The sequence below is a fragment of the Palleronia marisminoris genome, from assembly GCF_900172315.1.
In the GTDB taxonomy this organism is placed as follows: domain Bacteria; phylum Pseudomonadota; class Alphaproteobacteria; order Rhodobacterales; family Rhodobacteraceae; genus Palleronia; species Palleronia marisminoris.
The window spans coordinates 99,630-121,177 of record NZ_FWFV01000005.1 but is presented as its reverse complement, the minus strand read 5'-3'; the positions used below and the strand labels follow the sequence as shown (position 1 = coordinate 121,177).

16 protein-coding genes are annotated in these 21,548 nt (G+C 67.6%); 8 read left to right on the top strand and 8 right to left on the bottom strand.

The features are described 5' to 3' along the window. The first annotated feature begins 5 nt into the window (after window positions 1-5). Window positions 6-659, top strand: a complete 654-nt coding sequence (locus PAM7066_RS10005) for a flagellar hook capping FlgD N-terminal domain-containing protein (protein ID WP_085854032.1) — start codon at window positions 6-8, stop codon at window positions 657-659. 4 nt (window positions 660-663) lie between these two features. Here PAM7066_RS10005 and ubiB read toward each other — a convergent pair whose 3' ends face one another. After that, window positions 664-2,196, bottom strand: a complete 1,533-nt coding sequence (gene ubiB, locus PAM7066_RS10000; protein ID WP_085854031.1) for a 2-polyprenylphenol 6-hydroxylase — start codon at window positions 2,194-2,196, stop codon at window positions 664-666. A 4-nt stretch (window positions 2,197-2,200) separates the two neighbouring features. Further along, window positions 2,201-2,950 (bottom strand): bifunctional demethylmenaquinone methyltransferase/2-methoxy-6-polyprenyl-1,4-benzoquinol methylase UbiE, encoded by a 750-nt coding sequence (gene ubiE, locus PAM7066_RS09995; protein WP_085854030.1) that lies wholly within the window; start codon window positions 2,948-2,950, stop codon window positions 2,201-2,203. A gap of 87 nt (window positions 2,951-3,037) precedes the next feature. On the opposite strand from ubiE, the gene mutM reads away from it, so the two are divergent. The 7 genes from mutM to gyrB all read left to right on the top strand — a co-directional run bounded on the left by mutM (window position 3,038) and on the right by gyrB (window position 11,983). Further along, the gene (mutM, locus tag PAM7066_RS09990; RefSeq protein WP_085854029.1) at window positions 3,038-3,889 is read left to right on the top strand and encodes a bifunctional DNA-formamidopyrimidine glycosylase/DNA-(apurinic or apyrimidinic site) lyase; all 852 of its coding nucleotides are present in this window, start codon (window positions 3,038-3,040) and stop codon (window positions 3,887-3,889) included. A 62-nt stretch (window positions 3,890-3,951) separates the two neighbouring features. Next, complete coding sequence (locus tag PAM7066_RS09985) at window positions 3,952-4,728, top strand: enoyl-CoA hydratase (RefSeq protein WP_085854028.1); 777 nt, start codon at window positions 3,952-3,954, stop codon at window positions 4,726-4,728. A gap of 156 nt (window positions 4,729-4,884) precedes the next feature. Continuing rightward, window positions 4,885-5,148, top strand: coding sequence for a 30S ribosomal protein S20 (gene rpsT / locus PAM7066_RS09980; RefSeq protein WP_085854027.1), 264 nt, complete (start codon window positions 4,885-4,887; stop codon window positions 5,146-5,148). 496 nt (window positions 5,149-5,644) lie between these two features. Next, a complete protein-coding gene (dnaA, locus tag PAM7066_RS09975; RefSeq protein ID WP_217639951.1) occupies window positions 5,645-7,048 on the top strand; it encodes a chromosomal replication initiator protein DnaA in 1,404 nt (467 codons plus the stop codon). A 115-nt stretch (window positions 7,049-7,163) separates the two neighbouring features. Beyond that, window positions 7,164-8,282, top strand: a complete 1,119-nt coding sequence (gene dnaN, locus PAM7066_RS09970; protein ID WP_085854025.1) for a DNA polymerase III subunit beta — start codon at window positions 7,164-7,166, stop codon at window positions 8,280-8,282. A gap of 73 nt (window positions 8,283-8,355) precedes the next feature. Next, window positions 8,356-9,435, top strand: a complete 1,080-nt coding sequence (gene recF, locus PAM7066_RS09965; RefSeq protein ID WP_085854024.1) for a DNA replication/repair protein RecF — start codon at window positions 8,356-8,358, stop codon at window positions 9,433-9,435. Between the two features lie 130 nt (window positions 9,436-9,565). After that, window positions 9,566-11,983: a DNA topoisomerase (ATP-hydrolyzing) subunit B gene (gene gyrB, locus PAM7066_RS09960; RefSeq protein WP_085854023.1), complete on the top strand. Its 2,418-nt coding sequence runs from the start codon at window positions 9,566-9,568 to the stop codon at window positions 11,981-11,983. A gap of 34 nt (window positions 11,984-12,017) precedes the next feature. Here gyrB and PAM7066_RS09955 read toward each other — a convergent pair whose 3' ends face one another. From PAM7066_RS09955 to PAM7066_RS09930, 6 genes are all read right to left on the bottom strand, one after another. Continuing rightward, window positions 12,018-13,904 carry a pyrroloquinoline quinone-dependent dehydrogenase gene (locus tag PAM7066_RS09955; protein WP_085854022.1) on the bottom strand — a complete coding sequence of 629 codons (1,887 nt, stop codon included), beginning with the start codon at window positions 13,902-13,904 and terminating at the stop codon, window positions 12,018-12,020. Then, a complete protein-coding gene (locus PAM7066_RS09950) occupies window positions 13,901-14,233 on the bottom strand; it encodes a hypothetical protein (RefSeq protein WP_085854021.1) in 333 nt (110 codons plus the stop codon). Before PAM7066_RS09950 ends, PAM7066_RS09955 begins: the two co-directional genes overlap by 4 nt. An 88-nt stretch (window positions 14,234-14,321) precedes the next feature. Further along, window positions 14,322-18,224: a non-ribosomal peptide synthetase gene (locus PAM7066_RS09945; RefSeq protein ID WP_085854206.1), complete on the bottom strand. Its 3,903-nt coding sequence runs from the start codon at window positions 18,222-18,224 to the stop codon at window positions 14,322-14,324. Further along, on the bottom strand, window positions 18,221-18,457 hold the full coding sequence (locus tag PAM7066_RS09940; protein WP_085854020.1) for a phosphopantetheine-binding protein: 237 nt from the start codon (window positions 18,455-18,457) through the stop codon (window positions 18,221-18,223). Before PAM7066_RS09940 ends, PAM7066_RS09945 begins: the two co-directional genes overlap by 4 nt. Then, window positions 18,454-20,085: a (2,3-dihydroxybenzoyl)adenylate synthase gene (locus tag PAM7066_RS09935; protein ID WP_085854019.1), complete on the bottom strand. Its 1,632-nt coding sequence runs from the start codon at window positions 20,083-20,085 to the stop codon at window positions 18,454-18,456. Before PAM7066_RS09935 ends, PAM7066_RS09940 begins: the two co-directional genes overlap by 4 nt. Before the next feature lie 58 nt (window positions 20,086-20,143). Then, complete coding sequence (locus tag PAM7066_RS09930) at window positions 20,144-21,532, bottom strand: YncE family protein (RefSeq protein WP_085854018.1); 1,389 nt, start codon at window positions 21,530-21,532, stop codon at window positions 20,144-20,146. Window positions 21,533-21,548 lie beyond the last annotated feature (16 nt).

Below are 21,548 nucleotides of genomic sequence, written 5' to 3'. Positions count from 1 at the left end.
GACTCATGGATATTTCGTCCACCACTAACCAAGCTCTGAAGCCCACGAACGCGATCGAGCCGGCGGCCGCCAAGGCGATCAACTCGGACTTCGAGACGTTCCTGAAGCTTCTGACGACCCAGATCAGCAATCAGGATCCTATGGATCCCATGAAAGCCGAAGAGTTCGCGGTTCAGCTTGCCACGTTCTCGAGCGTCGAACAGCAGGTGAAGACCAACGATCTCTTGACCCAGATGACCTCGGCCGGCGGCGATTTCGCGGCCTACACGTCGTGGATCGGCCGCGAGGTGAAGGCGACCGCTCCGCTCAAGTTCAACGGCACCACCGTGCAGTTGGCACCCGAGGCGGCCACCAGGGGCGAGACCCATCAATTGGTCGTACGCGCCGAGAACGGCGCCGAGATCGATCGATTCACCGTGGATGGAACGGGCGCCCCCGAAGAATGGACTGGGCTGACCGCCGCAGGGGCGGCGCCGTTCGGCTACTATACATTCGAGGTCGAAAGCTTCTCGAAGGGCGAACTCGTCGCAAGCCAGCAGGTTGCCGGCTACGCGAAAGTTAGGGAAGTGCAGCGCGCCCCGGACGGCGTGACGCTGGTGCTGGAAGGGGGCAAGAAGATCACCGCCTCTGACGTCGCGGCCGTGCGCGATCCGGCCTGACGTGTCAGATCGCGAGGATGCCCAGCACCAGTAGCGCGGTGAATCCCGAGGACAGCAACGCTGCGGCGAGGGGGCGCGAGAAGAACGAGGGGAGCGGTTCCACCTCGACCTCGAACTCCTTTTCCACCAGTATCTTCTCGGCCAGTTGCGGCAGTCTCGGCCCGAAGCGGGCAAGGACGATGGCGGTCCGGGCAAGGTCGCGCAGAAGCGCCCTTGGCCCAAGATTGTCGCGGATGTAGTCCTCGACGATCGGCTGCGCGACCTCCCAGATGTTGATCTGCGGATAGAGCGAGCGGGACACCCCCTCGACCACGACCATCGTGCGTTGCAGCAGGATGAGCTCGGTCCGCGTTTCCATGCCGAAGCGTTCGGTTACCTCGAAGAGGTAGTGCAGAAGCCGCCCCATCGAAATGCGGGTGGCGTCCATCCCGAAGATCGGTTCACCGACGGCGCGCAGCGCACGGGCAAATTCGTCGACGTCCTGATCGGGGGGCACGTAGCCGGCCTCGAAATGGACTTCAGCGACGCGGTGATAGTCCTTGCGGATGAACCCGAAGAGAATCTCGGCATACACCCGGCGGGTATAGGCGTCGAGCCGACCCATGATCCCGAAATCAAGCGCGATGATGTCCCCGTTCCGCGCGATTTTCAGATTCCCCTGGTGCATGTCCGCATGGAAGAACCCGTCGCGCAGGGCGTGGCTGAGAAACAGCCGCAAGACCCGTTCGGCCAGCGCCTTGCGGTCGTGCCCGGCGGCGTCGATCGCCTCGATATCGTGCGCGGAAATCCCGTCGGCCCATTCCAGCGTCATCACCCGGCGGGACGACAGGAACCAGTGCACGTGCGGCACGCGGAAACCCTCGTCCTTCTCGGTGTTGGCCAGGAACTCGGCCGAGGCGGAGGTCTCGAGTCGCAGGTCGAGCTCACCCCGCACGACGCCATCGAAATGCCGGATCACGTCCATTGGCCGAAGGCGCCGTGCCCCGGGCGCGAGCAGCGAAACCATCCGCGCGGCGAGGTAGAAGGCGTCCACGTCCTTGCGAAAGGCGCGTTCGATACCCGGGCGCAGGACCTTCACCGCGACCTCCTGCCCCGTCTCGCGGATCCGGGCGTGGTGGACCTGCGCGATCGAGGCGGCGGCGACGGGCTCGGAAAAATCCTCGAAGACGATCTCGGGGTCGAGGCCCAGTTCGGACCGGATCATCGCCAGCGCCTCGTCGCGCGGGAAGGGCGGCAGCTTGTCCTGCAGCATCCGAAGCTGAAGGGCCACCTCGCTTCCGACCACGTCTGGCCGGGTCGACAGAACCTGACCGAACTTGATGTAGGCAGGGCCAAGCGCGGTAATTGCCCGCGTCGCAGGCGGCAGGTTCGGGTCGCCCTTGTAGCCCAACCACTTGAAGGGCCACCCGAGCGCCCGCGCGGCAATCCGCAGGGACCTGGGCGCACCGAAGGCATCCAGAACGACCGTCATCGCTCCGGTTCGTTCCAGCGTCGCACCGGTCCGGATCAGTCGCCAGATGTTGTGCGGACCTCTCAACGGCTCAGATCTTCCATCCCGAGTGCAGCGCCGCGATGCCCATCGAGAGGTTGCGATAGCGCACCTGCTCGAAGCCCGCGTCGCGAATCATGCCGGCGAACGTCTCCTGGTCTGGGAAACGGCGGATCGATTCCACCAGGTACTGGTACGACGCCCGGTCCCGCGCGATCGCCTGCCCCATCCGCGGGATCACTTTGAAGGAATAGAGGTCGTAGGCCCGCTGCATCATGTCGTTCGGGATCTGGCTGAACTCAAGCACCATGAGGCGACCGCCCGGTTTCAGCACGCGATAGGCCTCGGACAGCGCGTCCTGGATCCGCGTGACGTTCCGGATGCCGAACGAGATGGTGTAGACGTCGAAGCTGCGATCCTCGAACGGCAGCGCCATCGCGTCGCCGACGACCCAGTCGAGCCGGCCCGCGAGACTCTCAGCCTCGGCCCGCTCGCGCCCCGCATCCAGCATCGACTCGGTCAGGTCGAGAACCGTGGCCTTGGCCGAAGGCGCACGCCGAAGGAAGCGGAATGCCACGTCGCCCGTCCCGCCCGCCACGTCGAGCAGCCGCTGACCCGCTCGCGGTGCCAGCCAGTCCATCATCGCGTCCTTCCAGAGGCGATGGACGCCGAGGCTCATGACGTCGTTCATCACGTCGTAGCGCGAGGCGACCGAGGTGAAGACGCCGTGCACACGCCCGGCCTTCTCTGCCTCGCGGATGGTCTCGTATCCGAAATGAGTGGTGTCGTCGCTGTCGGCCATGGGCTCTTGCGGTCCTTCGTGTTTCACACACCTTATAGGCCCCTGCCCCGCGCTTACAATGAATGGCCCGATCACGAGAGGGACGGAATGCCCGAATTGCCCGAAGTCGAGACGGTTCGTCGCGGGCTGGCCCCGGCGATGGAAGGGCGCGTGATCGCCCGCGCCGAGATCCGCCGCCCCGACCTGCGCTGGCCCTTCCCCGAGCGGATGGCCGAGCGGCTCGAGGGCGCGCGGATCGGGCATCTGGGGCGGCGGTCGAAATACCTGCTGGTGACGCTCGACCGGGGCGAGACGCTGATCGTCCACCTGGGCATGTCGGGGCGAATGCTGGTCGAAGGCGCGCCGACCGCCGGCTACGTCCACGAGCACGCAGCCCCGGAAAAGCACGACCACGTCGTCCTTCACCTCGACGATGGCGCGCGCATCACCTTCAACGATCCCCGCCGCTTCGGCGCAATGGATCTCGCGCCCAGCGACACGATCGATTCGCACTGGCTTCTGGCCAAGCTGGGCCCCGAGCCCTTGGGCAACGGATTCGACGAATCGCACCTCGTGACGGCCTTCCGGGGGCGCAACACGCCGGTGAAATCCGCGCTGCTGGACCAGAAGATCGTCGCAGGGCTGGGAAACATATATGTGTGCGAGGCGCTGCACCTGGCCGGAATCTCGCCCATGCGGAAGGCCGGACGGATCGCCGTGCCCCGGGTTCGCGCCCTCGTCCCCGCGATCCGCGAGACCCTGGCGCGGGCCATCGAGGCGGGCGGATCCTCCTTGCGGGACTACCGCCAGGCGGACGGGGCGCTCGGGTACTTCCAGCACAATTTTCGCGTCTATGATCGCGAGGGACGCCCCTGCGTCACTCCCGGCTGCCCCGGCACGATCCGCCGCATCGTCCAGTCGGGACGGTCGAGCTTCTACTGCGCCACCTGTCAAAGATAGCTTGAACGGACGGTGGGGGTTGATAAGGCTCGGTCCCTGACGCTCACAACGAAAGCGGGGCCATGGCCTTCAAGACCATTGTCGTCGAGACCGAGGATCACGTCGCGCTGATCCGATTGAATCGCCCGGACGCCATGAACGCGCTGAACGCGCAGCTCCTCGGCGAACTGGCACAGGCCGTTTCAGAGGCCGAGGCCAACGAGAAGGTCCGCGCCATCATCGTCACCGGCTCGGAAAAGGCATTCGCCGCCGGTGTCGATATCAAGGAGATGGCCGAGCGCAGCTTCGTCGACGTGTTCATGGGCGACATGTTCGTTCGCGACGTCGGCGTTATCGAACGGTGCCGCAAGCCGATCATCGCCGCCGTCTCGGGCTACGCCCTTGGCGGAGGATGCGAGTTGGCGCTGATGTGCGACTTCATCATCGCGTCCGACAGCGCCAAGTTCGGTCAGCCCGAGATCAACCTTGGGATCGTTGCCGGACTCGGCGGGACGCAGCGCCTGACCCGCCTCGTCGGCAAGTCCAAGGCGATGGAGATGCATCTGACCGGCCGGTTCATGGACGCGGAAGAGGCCGAGCGCTCGGGCCTCGTCAGCCGCGTGGTCCCGGCCAAGAAGCTGATGGACGAGGCAATGTCCGCCGCCCAGAAGATCTCGGAGAAAAGCCAGATCGCGGTCATGGCAGTCAAGGAAGCGGTGAACCGCTCTTACGAGACGACGCTGGCCGAGGGCGTCCTGCACGAGCGCCGCCTGTTCCAGGCGCTCTTCGCGACCGAGGACCAGACCGAGGGCATGGCCGCCTTCCTCGAAAAGCGCGAAGCCCAGTTCCGCGACCGCTAGAGGGCCGCGGGGCTTTACGTGGCGGCCCGTATCCTGTACAGGCGCCCGATACATGCGTGTGAGGCCCGCTAGGCCGGACGTCCCGGTTGGTGAACCCGGGCTCTCGGGTCTTCCCGCGCGAACCGATATACGCTGACCCGAGAGAGACAGACACACATGGCAAACACGCCCCAGTCCAAGAAGCGCGCCCGCCAGAACGAGCGCCGCTACGAAATCAACAAGGCCCGCCGCTCGCGCATCCGCACCTTCCTGCGTCGCGTCGAAGAGGCGATCGCCTCGGGCGACCAGGCCGTCGCGAAAGAGGCCCTGCAAAGTGCCCAGCCCGAGCTGATGCGCGGCGTCTCGAAGGGCGTGATGCACAAGAACACCGCGGCGCGGAAGATGTCGCGCCTGGCGAGCCGCGTGAAGGCCCTCGCCTGATCAAATCCCCCTCTGTTACAACGTGGAAGCGCGCCCTGACCCGGCGCGCTTTCTTGTTTTCAAGGCCTTGCCTGCAAGAGGCCCTCGCCTCGAATCCGGGGCCCGGCGATTCCTTTCGGGAAAAGCCGAGTCAACGAGTTTGTCCATCTTGTGCCGGGGCAAGCGGGGTCGCTATGGTCCCTCAAGCGATTCAATGCTGGGGGATGACGGAGGCCGGAACAGGGCGCGAAATCGTTGCGAACGAACGCGAGACGCCCTCATCCAGACGCGTATAAGCCGGTGCAAATCCGGCGCAGCGGCGCCTTCCTGTCCGAGTAGTCACAACCGAAACACTGGCGGGCTGCCACCCGTCCGGAATCGGTATGCCACGCGTCAGTTTCCGACGCCGCCAACCCGTCTTCGCGGGGCGGAGGGGTCGTGGCTGCGTCCCTCGGCCGAATTGCATGAAACGACCGCCTTTGGGGAGGCGGGCAGCGATCGGCAGTGGTGGGATGTGATGACGAACGAAAACTGGGGCGAAATCAGGCAGGGACTGAAGAAGAAGGTCGGGCACAACAACTACGTCACCTGGATCGAACCGCTGCGCTTCGAAGCGCTCGAATCCGGCGTGATGACGTTCACCGTGCAGTCGAACTTCATGGGCAACTGGGTCGACCGCTACTTCCGCGAGGCGATCCTGGGCGAGGCCGGGGCCCATGGGCTGGACGTGTCGCGTCTGCGCTTCGTGGTCCGCAAGGCCGCCGATGACCCGGCCACGCACGACGACCAGCCCCAACCGCACGCACCCGTCGCCGCGGCACCCGGGCGGCCCCGCAAGGTCGCGGCCGCGCCGAAGGGCGTGCGCCCGGTCACGGCGTCGGATTCGATCCGGCTCGACACGAACCAGACCTTCGACACCTTCGTGGTCGGCAAGCCCAACGAGCTGGCTCATGCCGCCGCACGCCGGGTCGCCGACGGGGGCGAAGTCTCGTTCAACCCGCTGTTCCTCTACGGCGGCGTCGGCCTCGGCAAGACGCACCTGATGCACGCCATCGCGTGGGAGCTTCAGGCCCGCGACCCCTCGACCAAGGTGCTCTACATCTCGGCCGAGGTCTTCATGCACCGCTTCGTGCAGGCGCTGCGCGAAAAGGACATGATCGGCTTCAAGGAGCTCTTTCGCTCGGTCGACGTGCTGATGGTGGACGACATCAAGTTCATCGCCGGCAAGGACAGCACGCAGGAAGAATTCTTCCACACCTTCAACGCGCTGGTTGACCAGAAGAAGCAGATCGTCCTGTCCGCCGACAGCGCGCCAGGCGACATCGACGGGCTGGAGAAGCGGATCGTCAGCCGCCTGAATTCGGGCCTCGTCATCGACATCCACCCGACCAGCTACGAGCTGCGCCTCGGGATCCTGCAGCGCAAGTTCGACCTCTTCGCCAAGCAGTTCCCCGGCGCCTACATTGCCGACGGCGTGATGGAGTTCCTCGCCCTGCGGATCACCCAGAACGTCCGCGAGCTCGAGGGCGCGATGACGCGGCTTTTCGCGCACTCGTCCTTCCTCGGGCGCGAGGTCGACGTGCCGATGGCGCACGAATTCCTGCACGACCTGCTGAAGGAGGCCGATCGCAAGGTCACGATCGACGAGATCCAGCGCACGGTCGCGGATCACTACATGATCCGCATGTCCGACCTTCTGGGCCACAAGCGCAACCGGGTCTATGCGCGTCCGCGGCAGGTCGCGATGTACCTGTCGAAGGGACTGACGAACCGTTCGCTCCCCGAGATCGGGCGCAAGTTCAACGGGCGCGATCACACGACGATCATGTACGGCGTGCGCCGCGTCGAGGACCTGATGGCCCAGGACGCGACCCTCGCCGAAGACGTCGAATTGCTCCGCCGGGCGCTGACGACGCGCTGATCCTGCGATTCCATGTCTGATCGGCCACGATCCGGCCGTTTCCCGTGAAAATACGGTTGCGCCATGCGCCCGAGAGGCTAGCGTGGCGCTCCCGACGTATTCGGTGGAGAGAAAGATGAAGTTCAGCATCGAGCGTGGCGCGCTTCTTCGCGCGGTCGCGCGGGCGCAGTCGGTGGTCGAGCGTCGGAACACCATCCCGATCCTGGCCAACGTGCTGATCGAGGCCGAGGGCGACGAGGTCCACTTCCGCGCCACCGACCTTGATATCGAGGTGGTGGACAAGGCTCCGGCCAAGGTCGAACGCGCCGGCGCGACCACGGTGAACGCCGTCACCTTCCACGAGATCGTGCGCAAGCTGCCCGACGGCGCGCTGGTGAACCTCACCGACGACGGCGCGAGCGGTCGTCTTTCGGTCGAGGCCGGGCGCTCGCACTTCGCGCTGGCCACCCTGCCCCGGCAGGACTTCCCGGTCATGGCGAACGCCGAATACTCGGCCAATTTCGCGGCACCCGCCCCGGTTCTGCGCCGCCTGTTCGACAAGTCGAAATTCGCGATCTCGACCGAAGAGACGCGCTACTATCTGAACGGCGTCTACATGCACGTCGCCGAGGCCAACTCGGGCCGCGTCCTGCGCTGCGTCGCCACCGACGGCCACCGCCTTGCGCGGATCGACGCGGGCCTCCCCGACGGGGCCGAGACGATGCCCGGCGTGATCGTGCCCCGCAAGGCGGTGAACGAACTGCGCAAGCTTCTGGAAGACGACGACATGGAGATCGCGGTGTCGGTCAGCGAGACCAAGATCCGCTTCGCCACGCCCGAGATCACGCTGACCTCGAAGGTGATTGACGGAACCTTCCCCGACTACACCCGCGTCATCCCGACCAACAACCAGAAGCGGCTGGAAGTCGACGCGAGCGACTTCGCCAAGGCGGTGGACCGCGTGGCCACCGTGTCCAGCGAGCGATCGCGGGCGGTTAAGCTGCAACTGGACGAGGATCGGCTGATCCTGTCGGTCAACGCGCCCGACGCAGGGAATGCGGAAGAGGAACTGGTCGTCGCCTACTCCGACGAGAAGCTCGAGATTGGTTTCAACGCCAAGTACCTTCTGGAGATAGCGAGCCAGGTGGATCGCGAGAACGCGGTGTTCCTGTTCAACTCCAGTGGCGATCCGACGCTGATGCGCGAGGGATCGGATGACAGCGCGGTCTATGTCGTGATGCCGATGCGCGTGTGACGGGGCTATGGACCGGGGGCGCTGCCCCCGGACCCCCGGAGTATTTCTCGCAGAATGAAGGAGCGGGGCGCGCATGTATCTGACGCGGCTCGAACTTTCGCATTTTCGCTCGCACCGGCACTCGGTGCTGGAACTCGACTCACGCCCGATCGCGATTTACGGGCCCAACGGGGCGGGCAAGACCAACCTGATCGAAGCGGTGTCGATGCTGTCGCCGGGCCGCGGTTTGCGCCGCGCCGCCGCCGACGAGTTGATGCGTCTGCCCGAATCACTGGGCTGGCGGGTCGGGGCCGAGCTTCGGCAGGGCGAGGCGCTCCACGAGATCGACACGCGGGTCGAGCCCGACCACGGCCGCACCGTTCGGATCGACGGCAAGGCGGCACCGCAATCGGCGCTCGGGCAGATGTGCCGGGTGCTCTGGCTCGTCCCCTCGATGGACCGGCTGTGGATCGAGGGGGCGGACGGGCGGCGGCGCTTCCTCGACCGGGTGACGCTGTCCTTTCTTCCCGGCCACGCCGAGGCGAGCCTTGCCTATGAGAAGGCGATGCGCGAGCGGAACCGGATGCTCAAGGACCAGGTGCGCGATCCCGGCTGGTATCGCGCGGTCGAGGCGCAGATGGCGGATGCGGGCGCCGACATCATCGCTGGCAGGGCTCATGCAGTCGCCCGCATTGCCGAAGCACAGGAGGGGGCCGAGACGGCCTTTCCCGTGTCGGACCTTGCGATCGCGGACCCCGATGGGGTGCCTGCGTTCTCGCTTCAGGCGCTGGAAGAGGGCCGTCCGCGCGACATGGCGGCGGGACGGACGCTGGTGGGGCCGCACCGGGCGGATCTGCGGGCCGTCTATCGGGACAAGGGCGTCCCGGCCGAGCGGTGCTCGACCGGCGAGCAGAAGGCGCTGCTGGTCTCGCTGATCCTCGCCAATGCGCGGGCGCTGAGAGATGAGATCGGCACCCCCCCGCTGCTGCTTCTGGACGAGATCGCCGCCCATCTCGATGCCACCCGGCGGGCGGCGCTCTATGACGAGATCGACGCGCTCGGCGCGCAGGCGTGGATGACGGGGACCGGGGCGGAGCTGTTCGCCGAGTTGACGGACCGGGCGCGCCACCTGGAGGTCACCGAAGAAGGCGGCATCAGTCGGATCGCGGAATGATCCACGCAGTCTGCTGCCGATCGGCGTGAGGGTCGCAATCCCTTTCCGTTGACACCATCTTTAGGGCATCGACGTGACATTCCCCCCAAGTCCAAGTAGAACCGGCGGGCATAACAGGACGCAGGCGGACATGGCTGAGAGCACGCTTCAAACCGAAGAATACGGCGCGGATTCCATCAAGGTTCTCAAGGGCCTGGAAGCGGTGCGCAAACGTCCGGGCATGTATATCGGCGATACCGATGACGGGTCGGGCCTGCACCACATGGTTTACGAGGTCGTGGACAACGGCATCGACGAGGCCCTCGCCGGGCATGCGGACCGCGTCGTGGTGACGCTGCACGCCGATGACAGCGTCAGCGTGCGCGACAACGGCCGCGGTATCCCGACCGACATCCACCAGGAAGAAGGCGTCAGCGCGGCCGAGGTCATCATGACCCAGCTGCACGCCGGCGGGAAGTTCGACCAGAACAGCTACAAGGTTTCGGGCGGTCTGCACGGCGTGGGCGTTTCCGTCGTGAACGCCCTGTCCGACTGGCTGGAACTGCGGATCTGGCGCAACGGCAAGGTGCATCACGCCCGCTTCGAACGCGGCGAGACGGTGAAGCACCTCGAAGTCGTGGGCGACGCCAACGGCGAACAGGGCACCGAGGTGCGGTTCCTTGCTTCGACCGACACGTTCAGCAACCGCGACTACGTCTTCAAGACAATCGAGACGCGCCTGCGCGAGCTTGCCTTCCTGAACTCGGGCGTCCGCATCATCATCCGCGACGAGCGGCCGGCCGAAGCGATCGACGTCGAGCTGTTCTACGAGGGCGGCGTGCGCGAGTTCGTCAAGTACCTCGACCGCTCGCGGACGGCCATGATCCCCGAGCCGATCTTCTTCACGGGCGAGCGCGACGGCATCACCGTCGAGGTCGCGATGTGGTGGAACGACGGCTACAACGAGATGGTGCTGCCCTTCACCAACAACATCCCCCAGCGGGATGGCGGCACGCACATGGCGGGCTTCCGGGGCGCGCTGACGCGGACGCTCAACATCTATGCCGGCCAGTCAGGGGTGGCCCGGAAGGAAAAGGTCAACTTCACCGGCGACGATGCCCGCGAAGGCCTGACCGCCGTGCTGTCGGTCAAGGTGCCCGACCCGAAATTCTCGAGCCAGACCAAGGACAAGCTGGTCAGCTCCGAAGTGCGCCCGGCCGTCGAAAGCCTGATGAACGAGAAGCTCGCCGAGTGGTTCGAGGAAAACCCGCAAGAGGCGCGCCAGATCGTCACCAAGATCGTCGAGGCCGCCCAGGCCCGCGAAGCCGCCCGCAAGGCGCGCGAGATGACGCGCAAGAAGTCGTCGCTCGACGTGGCGAACCTGCCGGGCAAGCTGGCCGATTGCCAGGTGAAGGACCCGGCGCAGCGCGAAGTTTTCCTGGTCGAGGGCGACTCGGCCGGCGGTTCGGCCAAGCAGGGCCGCTCGCGCTACAACCAGGCCGTGCTGCCTTTGCGCGGCAAGATCCTGAACGTCGAGCGCGCGCGCTTCGACCGGATGCTGTCGAGCCAGGAGATCGGGACCCTGATCACCGCCTTCGGGACGGGGATCGGGCGCGACGAGTTCGACATCTCGAAGCTGCGCTACCACAAGATCATCATCATGACGGACGCGGACGTGGACGGCGCGCATATCCGGACGCTGCTCTTGACGTTCTTCTTCCGCCAGATGCCCGAGATCATCGAGGGCGGGTATCTCTACATCGCGCAGCCGCCGCTCTACAAGGTGATGCGCGGCAAGTCCGAAGTGTACCTCAAGGACGAGCCGGGCCTCGAGGATTACCTGATCCAGCAGGGCTCCGAGGGTGCCGTGCTGCGCCTGACGAACGGAGACGAAATCGCCGGCGCCGACCTGCTGCGGGTGGTCGAAGAGGCCCGCAAGGTGCGGCGTATCCTCAAGCAGTTCCCGACCCACTACAGCCAGAAGGTGCTGGAGCAGGCCGCCATCGCCGGCGCCTTTGCCGTCGGCGAGGTGGATGCCGATCTGCAGGCCGTGGCCGACCGCGTGGCATCGCGCCTCGATCAGATCGCGCTGGAATACGAGACCGGCTGGAGCGGCCGCATCACCCAGGACCACGGTATCCGCCTGTCCCGCGTCCTGCGCGGCGTCGAAGAGCTGCGCACGCTCGACGGTGCCGTGCTGCGCTCGGGCGAGGCACGCCGCCTGGGTGCCGAGACCGAGGTCCTGCGCAACATCTATACCGACCCCGCCTACCTGGTGCGGAAAGAGCGCGAGCAGGTGATCCACGGTCCGCTCGACCTGCTGGACGCCATTACTGACGAGGGCGAGCGCGGCCTGACCCTCCAGCGCTACAAGGGCCTGGGCGAGATGAACCCGGACCAGCTGTGGGAAACCACGCTCGACCCCGACGCGCGGACGCTTCTGCAGGTTAAGGTCGAGGATGTGGCCGAGGCCGACGACATCTTCACCAAGCTCATGGGCGACGTGGTCGAACCCCGCCGCGACTTCATCCGCTCGAACGCTCTGTCGGTCGAGAACCTCGACACCTGAACGAAGGGGGGAGCGCGTTGCTCCCCCCCTTCGTTCATTCCGGCAGGGCGTAGGCCGCGATCTCGTCCCCCACCTCGGGCTTCAGGATCGAGTTGCCGCCGGCGGCGAACACCACCCATTGCCGGCCTTCATGCTCGTAGACAGCCGGGTTGGCGACCGCGGGCGCCATCACGTTGTCCCACCACAGCTCTTCGCCCGTCTCGGCGTCCAGCGCCCGCACGCGCGAGTCGATGGACGCGCCGATGAAGATCACGCCGCCGCCGGTGACCACGGGGCCGCCGATGGTCGGGGTGCCCCAGCTTTTCGGCATGTAGAAGCCGTAGCGCTGGATGCCGCCGAACGGCACTTCCCAGACCTTTTCGCCGGCGGCGATGTCATAGGCGATCATGGTGCCGAAGGGCGGCTTCCAGCACGGCATTCCGGCCCAGTTCTGGACGTTGGACAGGTACATGGCGTATGGCGCGCCCTCTTGCGCATAGTAGCCGGACTCGGCGAACGACCCGCCGTCGCTCATGCTGTCGTATTCCTCGCGCGGGATCAGGCGGTACTCCTGCACGACACGGCTGGCATTGACGTAAAGCAGACCGCTTTCGGGATCGACGGACGCGCCGCCCCACTGCATACCGCCCGCGGTGGCTGGATAGGCGAGCGTCCCCTCGACCGAAGGCGGGGTATAGAGCCCCTCGTACCGCATGCCCTCCACCTGGCGCGAGCATCCGCCGAGCGACACGAGGTCAGCCAGCCACCAGACGCCGGGCCAGTTCTCGGGGTCGTTGGTTGGCGGCGGCGCCACCGGGAAGGGCTGCGTCGGCGAGGCCTGCTCGCCCTCGATATCCGAGGCGGGAACGGGGCGTTCCTCCCATTCGAAGATCGGCTCGCCCGTCTCGCGGTTCATCACGTAGAGGAACCCCTGCTTCGTCGTCTGCACGAGGGCCGGGACCGTCTCGCCGTCCATCTCGAGGTCCATCAGCGTCGGCGCGGCGTTGGTGTCGTAGTCCCAGATGTCATGATGGACGAGCTGCTGCGACCACGCGATCTCGCCGGTCTCGACGTCTACCGCGGTGACCGAAGTCGCAAGCGGCAGCTCTTCCGTCCGATTGCCGCCCCAGTAGTTCGGGCTGGGCGACGAGACGGGAAGGTAGACGAGGCCGAGCTCGGGATCGGCGCTCATCGCTGTCCAGACGTTGGCGGTACCGGACTCGTTGCGAACGTCTTCGGGCAGGAAGTTGACCTGCCAGCGCAGTTCCCCGGTGCGGGCGTCGATGCCGAAAACGGTGCCCGGCGGCGCTTCGGCCGTGGCCCAGTCCTTGCCCGCCCAGCCGGTCACCAGCACGTCGCCCACCACGGTGGGCGGCTGCAACAGCGAGAGCGGCCAGCGCGCATTCTCGACGTTCCACTGGTTCACGTCGAGGATACCGTCCACGCCGAAATCCATGCAGGGCTCGCCCGTGTCGGCATCGACGGCGTGCATGGTGGCCGTCATGGTGCCGATATACACCCGTTTCGCGCAGGGTCCGGTCGCGTTCGGGTCCTCCCAATAGGCGACCCCGCGGCTTTTCAGAGCCGGCTGGGTCAGCGCCTCGAGGCGCGATTGGCTGTCATAGACCCACTTCTGTTCCCCCGTCGCCGGGTCGAGCGCGAAGATCCGGTAGAACGGCGTCCCGAGATACAGCGTGTCGTTGGCGTAGATCGGCGTGGCCGACCACACCGTGGGCGGTAGCTCACCCGAGCCGTCCGACATGTCGCCCGTGTGGACCGTCCATTGCCGCTCGAGCTGGCGGACATTGTCGACGGTGATCTCGTCGGCGGGAGCGTATTTCTGCGCCGAGAGCTGGCCGTGGAACGTGTCCCAGGTGTCCTGGGCAGCGGCCGGCAAAGCGGAGGTCGTCAGGAACAGGGCGGCGGTGAGCAGGCGGGTCATCGGGCACCTCCGACAAGAAGACCAAGCGGCAGGACCACGAGAGCCAGGAGCGCGGGGAGCAGGATCATCGGCTGCTGCAGCAGGAAGGCCGCGATGGCCGTCAGTATGGCGACGATGACGAAAAGCGTGACCCACAGCCCCAGGCCCCGTGAAAGCGCCAAAACCAGCAAGGCTGCCACTGCCATCCCCGCATGGCCCAGCGCCGTCAGGATCGGCCCAGCGGTATCCTCGACGCCCGTGCGGGGCGTCAGGTACGCGTGGATCGACGCCACGAGGCCCAGGAGTGCGACCAGCATCGCGGCTGCGGCAAAGGTTGATCGGGCATTCATGAGGGGCTCCTCGTCGGGTTGACGGCCCCGCGGCAAACCGCCGCGGCATCCTACGTCCTCCTCGGGACATATCCCGTCCTCCCGCCAGTCAAGAGCGGCAAGGGCCCGCGCCCAAGGCGGCGACCCCTGCGTCGCGGGGAACGAGACTTGACCACGGAGCGCTGATCGCGCGGACGATCTCGGGCGTGATCCTCGGCGAGACGAGGTCCGCATGGCGGCAGTCCACCGCGATCCGGGCAAGCAACTGCGTGTACGGCACCCACAACCCGGCATGACGCGATGACCCCACCTGGTCGCACAGGGCCGCGACATGCACGGTGGGGGCGCGGACATGGTCTTCGCGGTGGTGCCGGACCAGGTCGTTGGTCGCGCGGACCGATCGGACGATGCCGTGCTGGACCGCCTCCGGCAGGTGGCCCAGCGCCTGCCCCTCGCGCCGCAGGAAGCCCATGATCGCGTCGGGTGTGTCGAGTTCCACATGGGCCTCGGGGTCATATCCCGCAATGGCGAGCAGCGCGCGCAGGGCCTGCCCCGCGTCGGGCTCGGGCTCGTCGCGCCAGCAGTCCGACGGGTAGGCGTCGAGCAGGACCAGCCGTTCGACCCTCAGCCCGCGCCGTTCGGCCTCGGCCGTCATCGCATGGGCGATGATCCCCCCGAGAGACCATCCGAGAAGGGAGAAGCCCTGCGGCGCGATGTCCTCCACCCGGTCGACATAGGCGCGGGCGAGCGCAGAAAGGCTGTCGGGATCGGGCGCCTGAGGGTCGAGCAGCGGCGATTGCAGCCCAATCACCGGCCGGTCGGGCAAGGCTCGGGCGAGCGTGCGGTAACACCATGCCAGGCCGCCGGCGGGGTGCACGGCGAGTAGCGGCGCGGCCACGTCGCGGTCGGGCGACAGGCGGATCACCGGATCCAGGCCGTGGTCGGGGGTGCTGCGCGCGCACAGAGCCTTGGCTAGATCGGCGAGCACCGGCGTTTCCAGAATCGTCCCGAGGCCCGGATCGACCCCCAGCTCTTCCTCGAGGCGGAGCGTCAGCCGGACGGCCCGCAGGGAATCCCCGCCCGCAAGGAAGAAATCCGTCTCGACCGGCGCCGGCGAATCGAGCGCCAGGATCTCGGCGTAGAGCCGGGCAAGCAGGCGTTCCATCTCTGACGCCGGTTTGCGCCCCGAGGCGTCATTCGCGGCAGCGGGCGCCGGCAGCGCCTTGCGGTCCAGCTTGCCCGTCGGCGAAAGCGGCAGCTGCGCCAGCGTGACGACATGGGCGGGGACCATCGCCTGCGGTACCCTCTCCGCCAGCGCCGCGCGGATCGCGACAGGATCGGCATCGCCGCGCGGCACGACGTAGGCGACCAGCTGCGCCCCGCCCTGCTGGTCCTTGCGCACGATGACGGCAGAGCGTCCGACCAGCCCGGTTTCCTCCAGCGCGCGTTCGATCTCGGCCGGTTCGACGCGGGCGCCGCGCACCTTGATCTGGTCGTCTCCGCGCCCGACGAAGGTCAGACCGCCCGCCCCGTCCGATATGGCCAGGTCGCCGGTGTCGTACATCCGTTCCCCCGGGTGAAACGGGTCCGGGACGAACCGCTCGGCCGTCAGCTCGGGCTGTCCCAGGTACCCGCGGGCCAGCTGACGCCCGGCAAGGTACAGGCGCCCCGGCACCCCGTCGGGCACCGGCCGGCCGGCCGTGTCGAGCAGGTAGCACCGCGTGTTCCAGACCGGCCGGCCGATCGGAACGCTGGCACCGCCCGTGCCCGCGACCGCCTCGTGCGCAGTCACATCGACCGCCGCCTCGGTCGGACCGTACAGGTTGTGCAGGCGCCCCTCGATCCGCGCGTGAAACTGCTGTGCCAGGCGGGTCGGCAGGGCCTCTCCGCTCGCGAAGACGTGCCGGACCGACAGCCCGTCCGAGACTGGCGCGGAAAGGAACACGTCCAGCATCGACGGCACGAAGTGCATCGCCGTGATCGCGTGCCTGCGGATCAGGCCGGCCAGCGCGCCCGGGTCGCGATGCGCGCCGGGCGGTGCAACGACCAAGGTTGCACCGGACAGGATCGGCAGGAAGAACTCCCACACCGAGACGTCGAAGATCGCGGGAGTCTTCTGCAGGATGCGGTCGCCCGCCCCGATGCCGTAGGCCTCGCGCATCCACAGAAGGCGATTCACGATGGCCCGATGCTCGACGACGACCCCTTTCGGCGTCCCGGTCGAACCCGAGGTGAACAGGACATAGGCGGGATCGTCCGGGGATACCGCCGCCCGATCGGCCTCGACACCCTCCGCGCGGGCGCGGATCACCGGCAGGCCTCCGGCGGCAAAGCCCGGTTCGGCGAGCACGGCCACGGGATTGCTGCGGCTCAGGATGCCGTCGCGGCGGGCGCTGCGGTCTTCCGGGTCGAGGGGGACATATGCCGCCCCCGCGCGCAGGATGCCCACGAGTGCGACGATCAGATCGACCGAGCGCGGCAGCGCCACGGCCACCGTGTCGCCCGGCCCGATCCCGAGCGCTGCCAATCGCCGCGCCAGCGCGAGGGTCTCGGCGTCGAGGCGCGCGTGGCTCAGCGTCACGTCGCCGAAGATCAGCGCGGCTGCCTCGGGGTTCGCGCGCATCCCCGCCTCGATCAGGGCGGTAAGGGTCGTCTCCGGCACCGGGTGCGCGGTCGCGTTCCGGCCGTGGACATGGGCCTGGAACTCGGCTTGCGTCAGGGTCGACACTTCGGCCAACCGCTCTGCGCCCATGGCCGATTTCAGGAAATGCCCAAGTCGGTGCGCATGGGTCGCCGTCGCCTCGGCCGAATAGAGCCCCGTGTTGGTGTCCACCTGCATCACGAGGCCCGCGCCGGGGTCGCCCCGGTAGCAGAACGTGATGTCATCCACCGACCCCGCGCCGAGGATCTTAAGCCGCGTGCGGCAGCCGTGGAAGCCGGGGCAGGCATCGAAGGGCAGGATGTTGACCAACGGCCCCCACAAGCGCCGCCCCGCCCCGATCCGCCCCAATTCCCGCTGCAGCGCCTCGCCGCGATAGCCGGCGTTGCGCCGCATGGCCGAGAGCTTCTGCGCAACCCCGCCGACCCAATCCGCAAGCGGTGCGGCCTCGTCGACGGAAAGATGGAGCGGCAGGACGTTGACCCGCGTCGACGGCACCCGCGCGACCCGGCCCATGCGGTTCTGCAACGGGATGCCGAGCACGACCTCAGGCGCTTCGGCCAGCGGAGCCGACGGCAGATGACGCGCCACATAGGCTCCCGTCAGCGCAGTCAGCACGTCGGTCCAGTCCGCGTCCGCCTGCTCGGCCAGCCGCAAGAGCCCTGCGCGAAGGTCGTCGGGCAGAGGCGCTTCGGCACGGTGGAACCAGCGCCCGTCGCCGCCGGCGGGACCGGCGCTCATGCTCTCGACGGGCGGCAGATCGGCGAGCGTGCCGAGCCAATAGTCCCGCTGGCGGGCGCGGGCGGGCGAGGCGGCGAAGCGGGCCTCCTCTTCCAGAATCCGCGCGTAGGGGGCCAGCGCCTCGCCCGGCTCGCCCTCAGTCACCTCGGCATCGTAGAGCGCGGCGAGCCGGCGCGTGACCTGCACCATGGCCTGCCCGTCGGCCGCGATGTGGTGGATGCGCTCGGTCAGGATGTGGTGCGTGGGGCCCAGCCGCCAGAGCGTGAACGCGGCCACCGGCCCGCAAGCGAGGTCCATGGGCATTTGCGCCTCGGCTTGGATTTCATCCACCACCGTCGCAGAATCGGCACTGGTGCGGTCCCGGATGACGAGCGCCGGGGACCCGTCGGGGTCGATCCAATGCTCGGGCTCAGCCGGACCGTCAGCCACCCGCATGGACAGGCTTTCCGCTTCGCGGCCAATGGCCATGACGGCGCGAGCCATCGCCGCAGGATCCAGAGGCCCCTCGATTTGCAGGGCCTGCCCGGTGACGAGGACGGGGCTGCCGGGATCACGCTGTTGCGCGTACCAGATCCCCGCCTGCGCCTCGGTCAGCGGCCAGCGCGCGGTCATGCGCGGCCGGCCTGCACGATCGCCCACCATTCGGCCAGCGTCTCGGCCTCGTAGAGGTGCGCAGGTTCGATCGACGGCTGGAGTTCCTCCCACCGCATCAGAAGCTGCATGAGCGCGACCGAGTCGAGGCCCAGGTCGCCCAGGTGGTTGTCATCAGCAATCTCTTCGGGCGGCATCCGCAGCGCTTCGGCGATGTCGCGGCGCATGATCTCGAGTGTCAGCTGTCCAGTCATCGGGGCATGGCCTCGCGCTTTCGTTTCTCTTCCGCCAACACCTCGTCACGAAGCATGTCGCGCAGCTGTCGGCGGCTGATCTTGCCCACGGCGGTCGTGGCGAATTCGTGGACGAACCGGATCTCGTCGGGGATCTTGAAGGCCGCGACCTCGCGGCCGCGCATGTAACGGCGGATGTCGGCCGGGCGCGGCGGGGCGCCCTTGGGCCGGATGAAGGCGCAGGCACGCTCGCCCAGCCGCGAGTCGGGGATCGACACGACGACCGCGTCGAAGACATCCGGATGGCCGAGCAGCAGATCCTCGACATCTTCGGCCGAGATCTTCTCACCCGAGCGGTTGATCTGGTCATTGGCCCGGCCCTGCACGACCAGGTGGCCCGAGGGACGGCGGATCACGATGTCGCCCGTCCGGTAGAACCCGTCCTCGGTGAAGCTGCGGGCATTCGCGGAGGGGGCGGCGTGGTACGCCCGGATCGTGTAGGGGCCGCGCGTCAGCAGGTTGCCGGGCATCCCGTCCGGCACAAGGTTGCCCGCGTCGTCGAGGATCAGGATCTCATCATCCTGGCTGATCGGGCGGCCCTGGGTCCCGGTGACGACCACGTCCGGGTCGTCGAGGCGGGTGTAGTTGACCAACCCCTCGGCCATGCCGAAGACCTGCTGCAAGCGGCAGCCCAGCAGCGGTTCCACCCGACGGGCGCTTTCGGGCAGGAACTTCGCCCCGCCGACCTGCACGATCCGCAGGGATGACAGGCCGGGCGCCTCCCGTTCGGCAGCGTCGAGCCACAGAAGCGCCAGCGGCGGCACAAGGCCGGTGATCGTCACGCCTTCGCGCCGGATCAGGGGGAAGGCGACGTCCGGACGGGGCGACGGACACAGCACCACGCGCGCGCCGGCATAGAGCGCGCCGAACGTGCCGGGCGAGCTCATGGTGAAGTTATGCGCCACCGGCAGGGTCGCCATGAAGACCGACTCCCGGTCGAGGCCGCAGATCGCGGCGCTTTCGCGCAGAGAGTAGATGTAGTCGTCATGGGTGCGGGGGATCAGCTTCGGCAAGCCCGTGCTGCCGCCCGAGATCTGCAGGAACGCGACCGACTGCGGGTCGGGATCCGCGGGCAGCGTCGCCGGATCGCCGGCCACGGTCTCCATGGGGATGGCGCCTTCGGGGGTGTCGCCCGCGACGATCACATGCGCCACGGCCAGAGACAGCCCAAGCCCCGCGTGATCGAAACCGCCGATCCGACCCTGGGTGACGATGGCGGCCGCCTCGGAGGTCTCAGCAAGATGCGCGACCTCGGTCCGGCGATGCGCGGGAAGGGCGTAGACCGGGATCATCCCGGCCGCGAAGATGCCGAACACGGCCGGGAAGAAGGCAGGGATGTTGCCCATCTGCACGAGCACGCGGTCGCCCGGCCGCAAGCCCAGCGCCAGCAGACCCGCGCCGAAGCGGCGGGCGCGGTCGTTTAGCTCGGCGTAGCTCCAGCGCAGGCCGCCATCGGTGATCGCGATGCGGTCGGGATAGGCGGCGGCGCGGTCCCGCAGCATCGCGGGGAAGGTCTCGCCCCGCCAGTAGCCGCGGTCGCGGTAGCGGGCGGAGAACGCGTCGGGCCAGGACTGGGATAGAGGTGTCATGCGGGGTCGTCCATCGCTGGTGGTGGCGACCGCAGAAGGCCCGCAGTCGCCCGTTGCGTCAGTTGACGGGGGTTATGTGGCTCACCTGGTTGGCGGTCGGATCGTCTTCGCCGCCGGACTTGTTGACCACGTACACGCCGCCAGAGCCGTCCACAGCCAGGTGGTTCGGCGTGCTGCCGATCTGCAGGTTCGCCAGCACCTCGCCCTCGGGCGAGATCACGGCGACCGCATCGACCTCGCGCAGGGCGATGAACACGTTGCCCGAGGTCGGCTCGACCGCGGCGTTCAGCGGGTTCGCCCCGACATTCACCTGGTTCACCGTTTCGCCGGTTCGGGCGTCGATGATCGTCACCGCGTCGTTGCCTTGCGCGACGGTATACAGGCGCGTGCCGGCCGAGTTGGCGGCAAGCCCGATGGTGTCGACCGAGTTCTCGACTGTGAACCCGCCGCTTTGGGTGTCGGTGGCAAGGTCGATCACCGCGACCTCGTCGGTCCGCAGGGACGAGACGAAGAGCTTTCCGGCCTCTGCCGCCAGCGACAGACTCGCCGCGGTGAAGACCTGGCCACGGCGAGAGGACGCGAGTTCGATCGGCTCCAGCTCTTCCAGCGTCTCGGTGTCGAACACGTGCACGAGCGGCTCGAAGGTCGCGCTGACATAGACCTTGCCGTCATGGGCCACCGCGTCGCGCGGGTGGCCGACGACGCCCGGCTCGAACTGCTTGATGAGGCTCAGATCCTCGGTCGCGTAGACCGCGACGGTGTTCTGGCGGGTGTTCGTCACCCAGACCTGGCCCACCTCTTCGGCGACCCCGACGCCGTAGACGGCGAACACGCCACCATCGCTGCCATCCTCGCGCGCCGGTGCATCGGGAGGGGAGACCTCGGCCAGCACCTCGAGCGTGGCGGGGTCGAGCTTGGCCAGCGCGCTTTCGGACACCGGCGGGCGCCCGACGGCGCCGGTGACGTAGATCGCCTCGTCCGTCACGGCCACCTGGTACGGGTTGCGCACGGTCGTCGCCGAGTTGACGTCGTACTGATCGGCCCCGATTTCGCCCAGGACCTTCACGACCTTCAGGTCGAAGATCGTCGCATGGGGAGCATCCCCGCCCATCTCGACCACCACGGGATAAAGGCCCGGCTCGGCCCTTTCCGGAATCGCCACCGTGGTGCTGAGGTTGCCCTCGGCATCCGTGGTCAGCGGCTCGTCCGTCAGGTTCTCGCCGCTCTGGCGCAGAGTCACGGGCTGGTCGGAGGCGAATCCGCTACCGGAGATCTGGGCCTCGGTGCCCGCTGCGATCGGACCCCGGTCCGGGCCCGACGCCCCGATGCGGCCGTCGAACTGCCCGAGCGTCTCGAACGGGTCGGCCATGGCCATGGTGCCGGCGAGGATCACCGCCGCCGAAAGCGCGGTGCGCCCGAGGACGGCATGTCTATTCGATAGTTTCATTCTTCAGCCTCTTGCA

Excerpts from the sequence above, each read along its gene's own strand:
- PAM7066_RS09985 (WP_085854028.1), top strand. The coding sequence starts at position 3,952 with ATGGCCTTCAAGACCATTGTCGTCGAGACCGAGGATCACGTCGCGCTG.
- rpsT (WP_085854027.1), top strand. The coding sequence starts at position 4,885 with ATGGCAAACACGCCCCAGTCCAAGAAGCGCGCCCGCCAGAACGAGCGC.
- PAM7066_RS09935 (WP_085854019.1), bottom strand. The coding sequence starts at position 20,085 with ATGACACCTCTATCCCAGTCCTGGCCCGACGCGTTCTCCGCCCGCTAC.
- PAM7066_RS09940 (WP_085854020.1), bottom strand. The coding sequence starts at position 18,457 with ATGACTGGACAGCTGACACTCGAGATCATGCGCCGCGACATCGCCGAA.
- recF (WP_085854024.1), top strand. The coding sequence starts at position 8,356 with ATGTATCTGACGCGGCTCGAACTTTCGCATTTTCGCTCGCACCGGCAC.
- PAM7066_RS09930 (WP_085854018.1), bottom strand. The coding sequence starts at position 21,532 with ATGAAACTATCGAATAGACATGCCGTCCTCGGGCGCACCGCGCTTTCG.
- dnaN (WP_085854025.1), top strand. The coding sequence starts at position 7,164 with ATGAAGTTCAGCATCGAGCGTGGCGCGCTTCTTCGCGCGGTCGCGCGG.
- gyrB (WP_085854023.1), top strand. The coding sequence starts at position 9,566 with ATGGCTGAGAGCACGCTTCAAACCGAAGAATACGGCGCGGATTCCATC.
- PAM7066_RS09945 (WP_085854206.1), bottom strand. The coding sequence starts at position 18,224 with ATGACCGCGCGCTGGCCGCTGACCGAGGCGCAGGCGGGGATCTGGTAC.
- mutM (WP_085854029.1), top strand. The coding sequence starts at position 3,038 with ATGCCCGAATTGCCCGAAGTCGAGACGGTTCGTCGCGGGCTGGCCCCG.
- PAM7066_RS09955 (WP_085854022.1), bottom strand. The coding sequence starts at position 13,904 with ATGACCCGCCTGCTCACCGCCGCCCTGTTCCTGACGACCTCCGCTTTG.
- PAM7066_RS10005 (WP_085854032.1), top strand. The coding sequence starts at position 6 with ATGGATATTTCGTCCACCACTAACCAAGCTCTGAAGCCCACGAACGCG.
- ubiE (WP_085854030.1), bottom strand. The coding sequence starts at position 2,950 with ATGGCCGACAGCGACGACACCACTCATTTCGGATACGAGACCATCCGC.
- dnaA (WP_217639951.1), top strand. The coding sequence starts at position 5,645 with ATGACGAACGAAAACTGGGGCGAAATCAGGCAGGGACTGAAGAAGAAG.
- PAM7066_RS09950 (WP_085854021.1), bottom strand. The coding sequence starts at position 14,233 with ATGAATGCCCGATCAACCTTTGCCGCAGCCGCGATGCTGGTCGCACTC.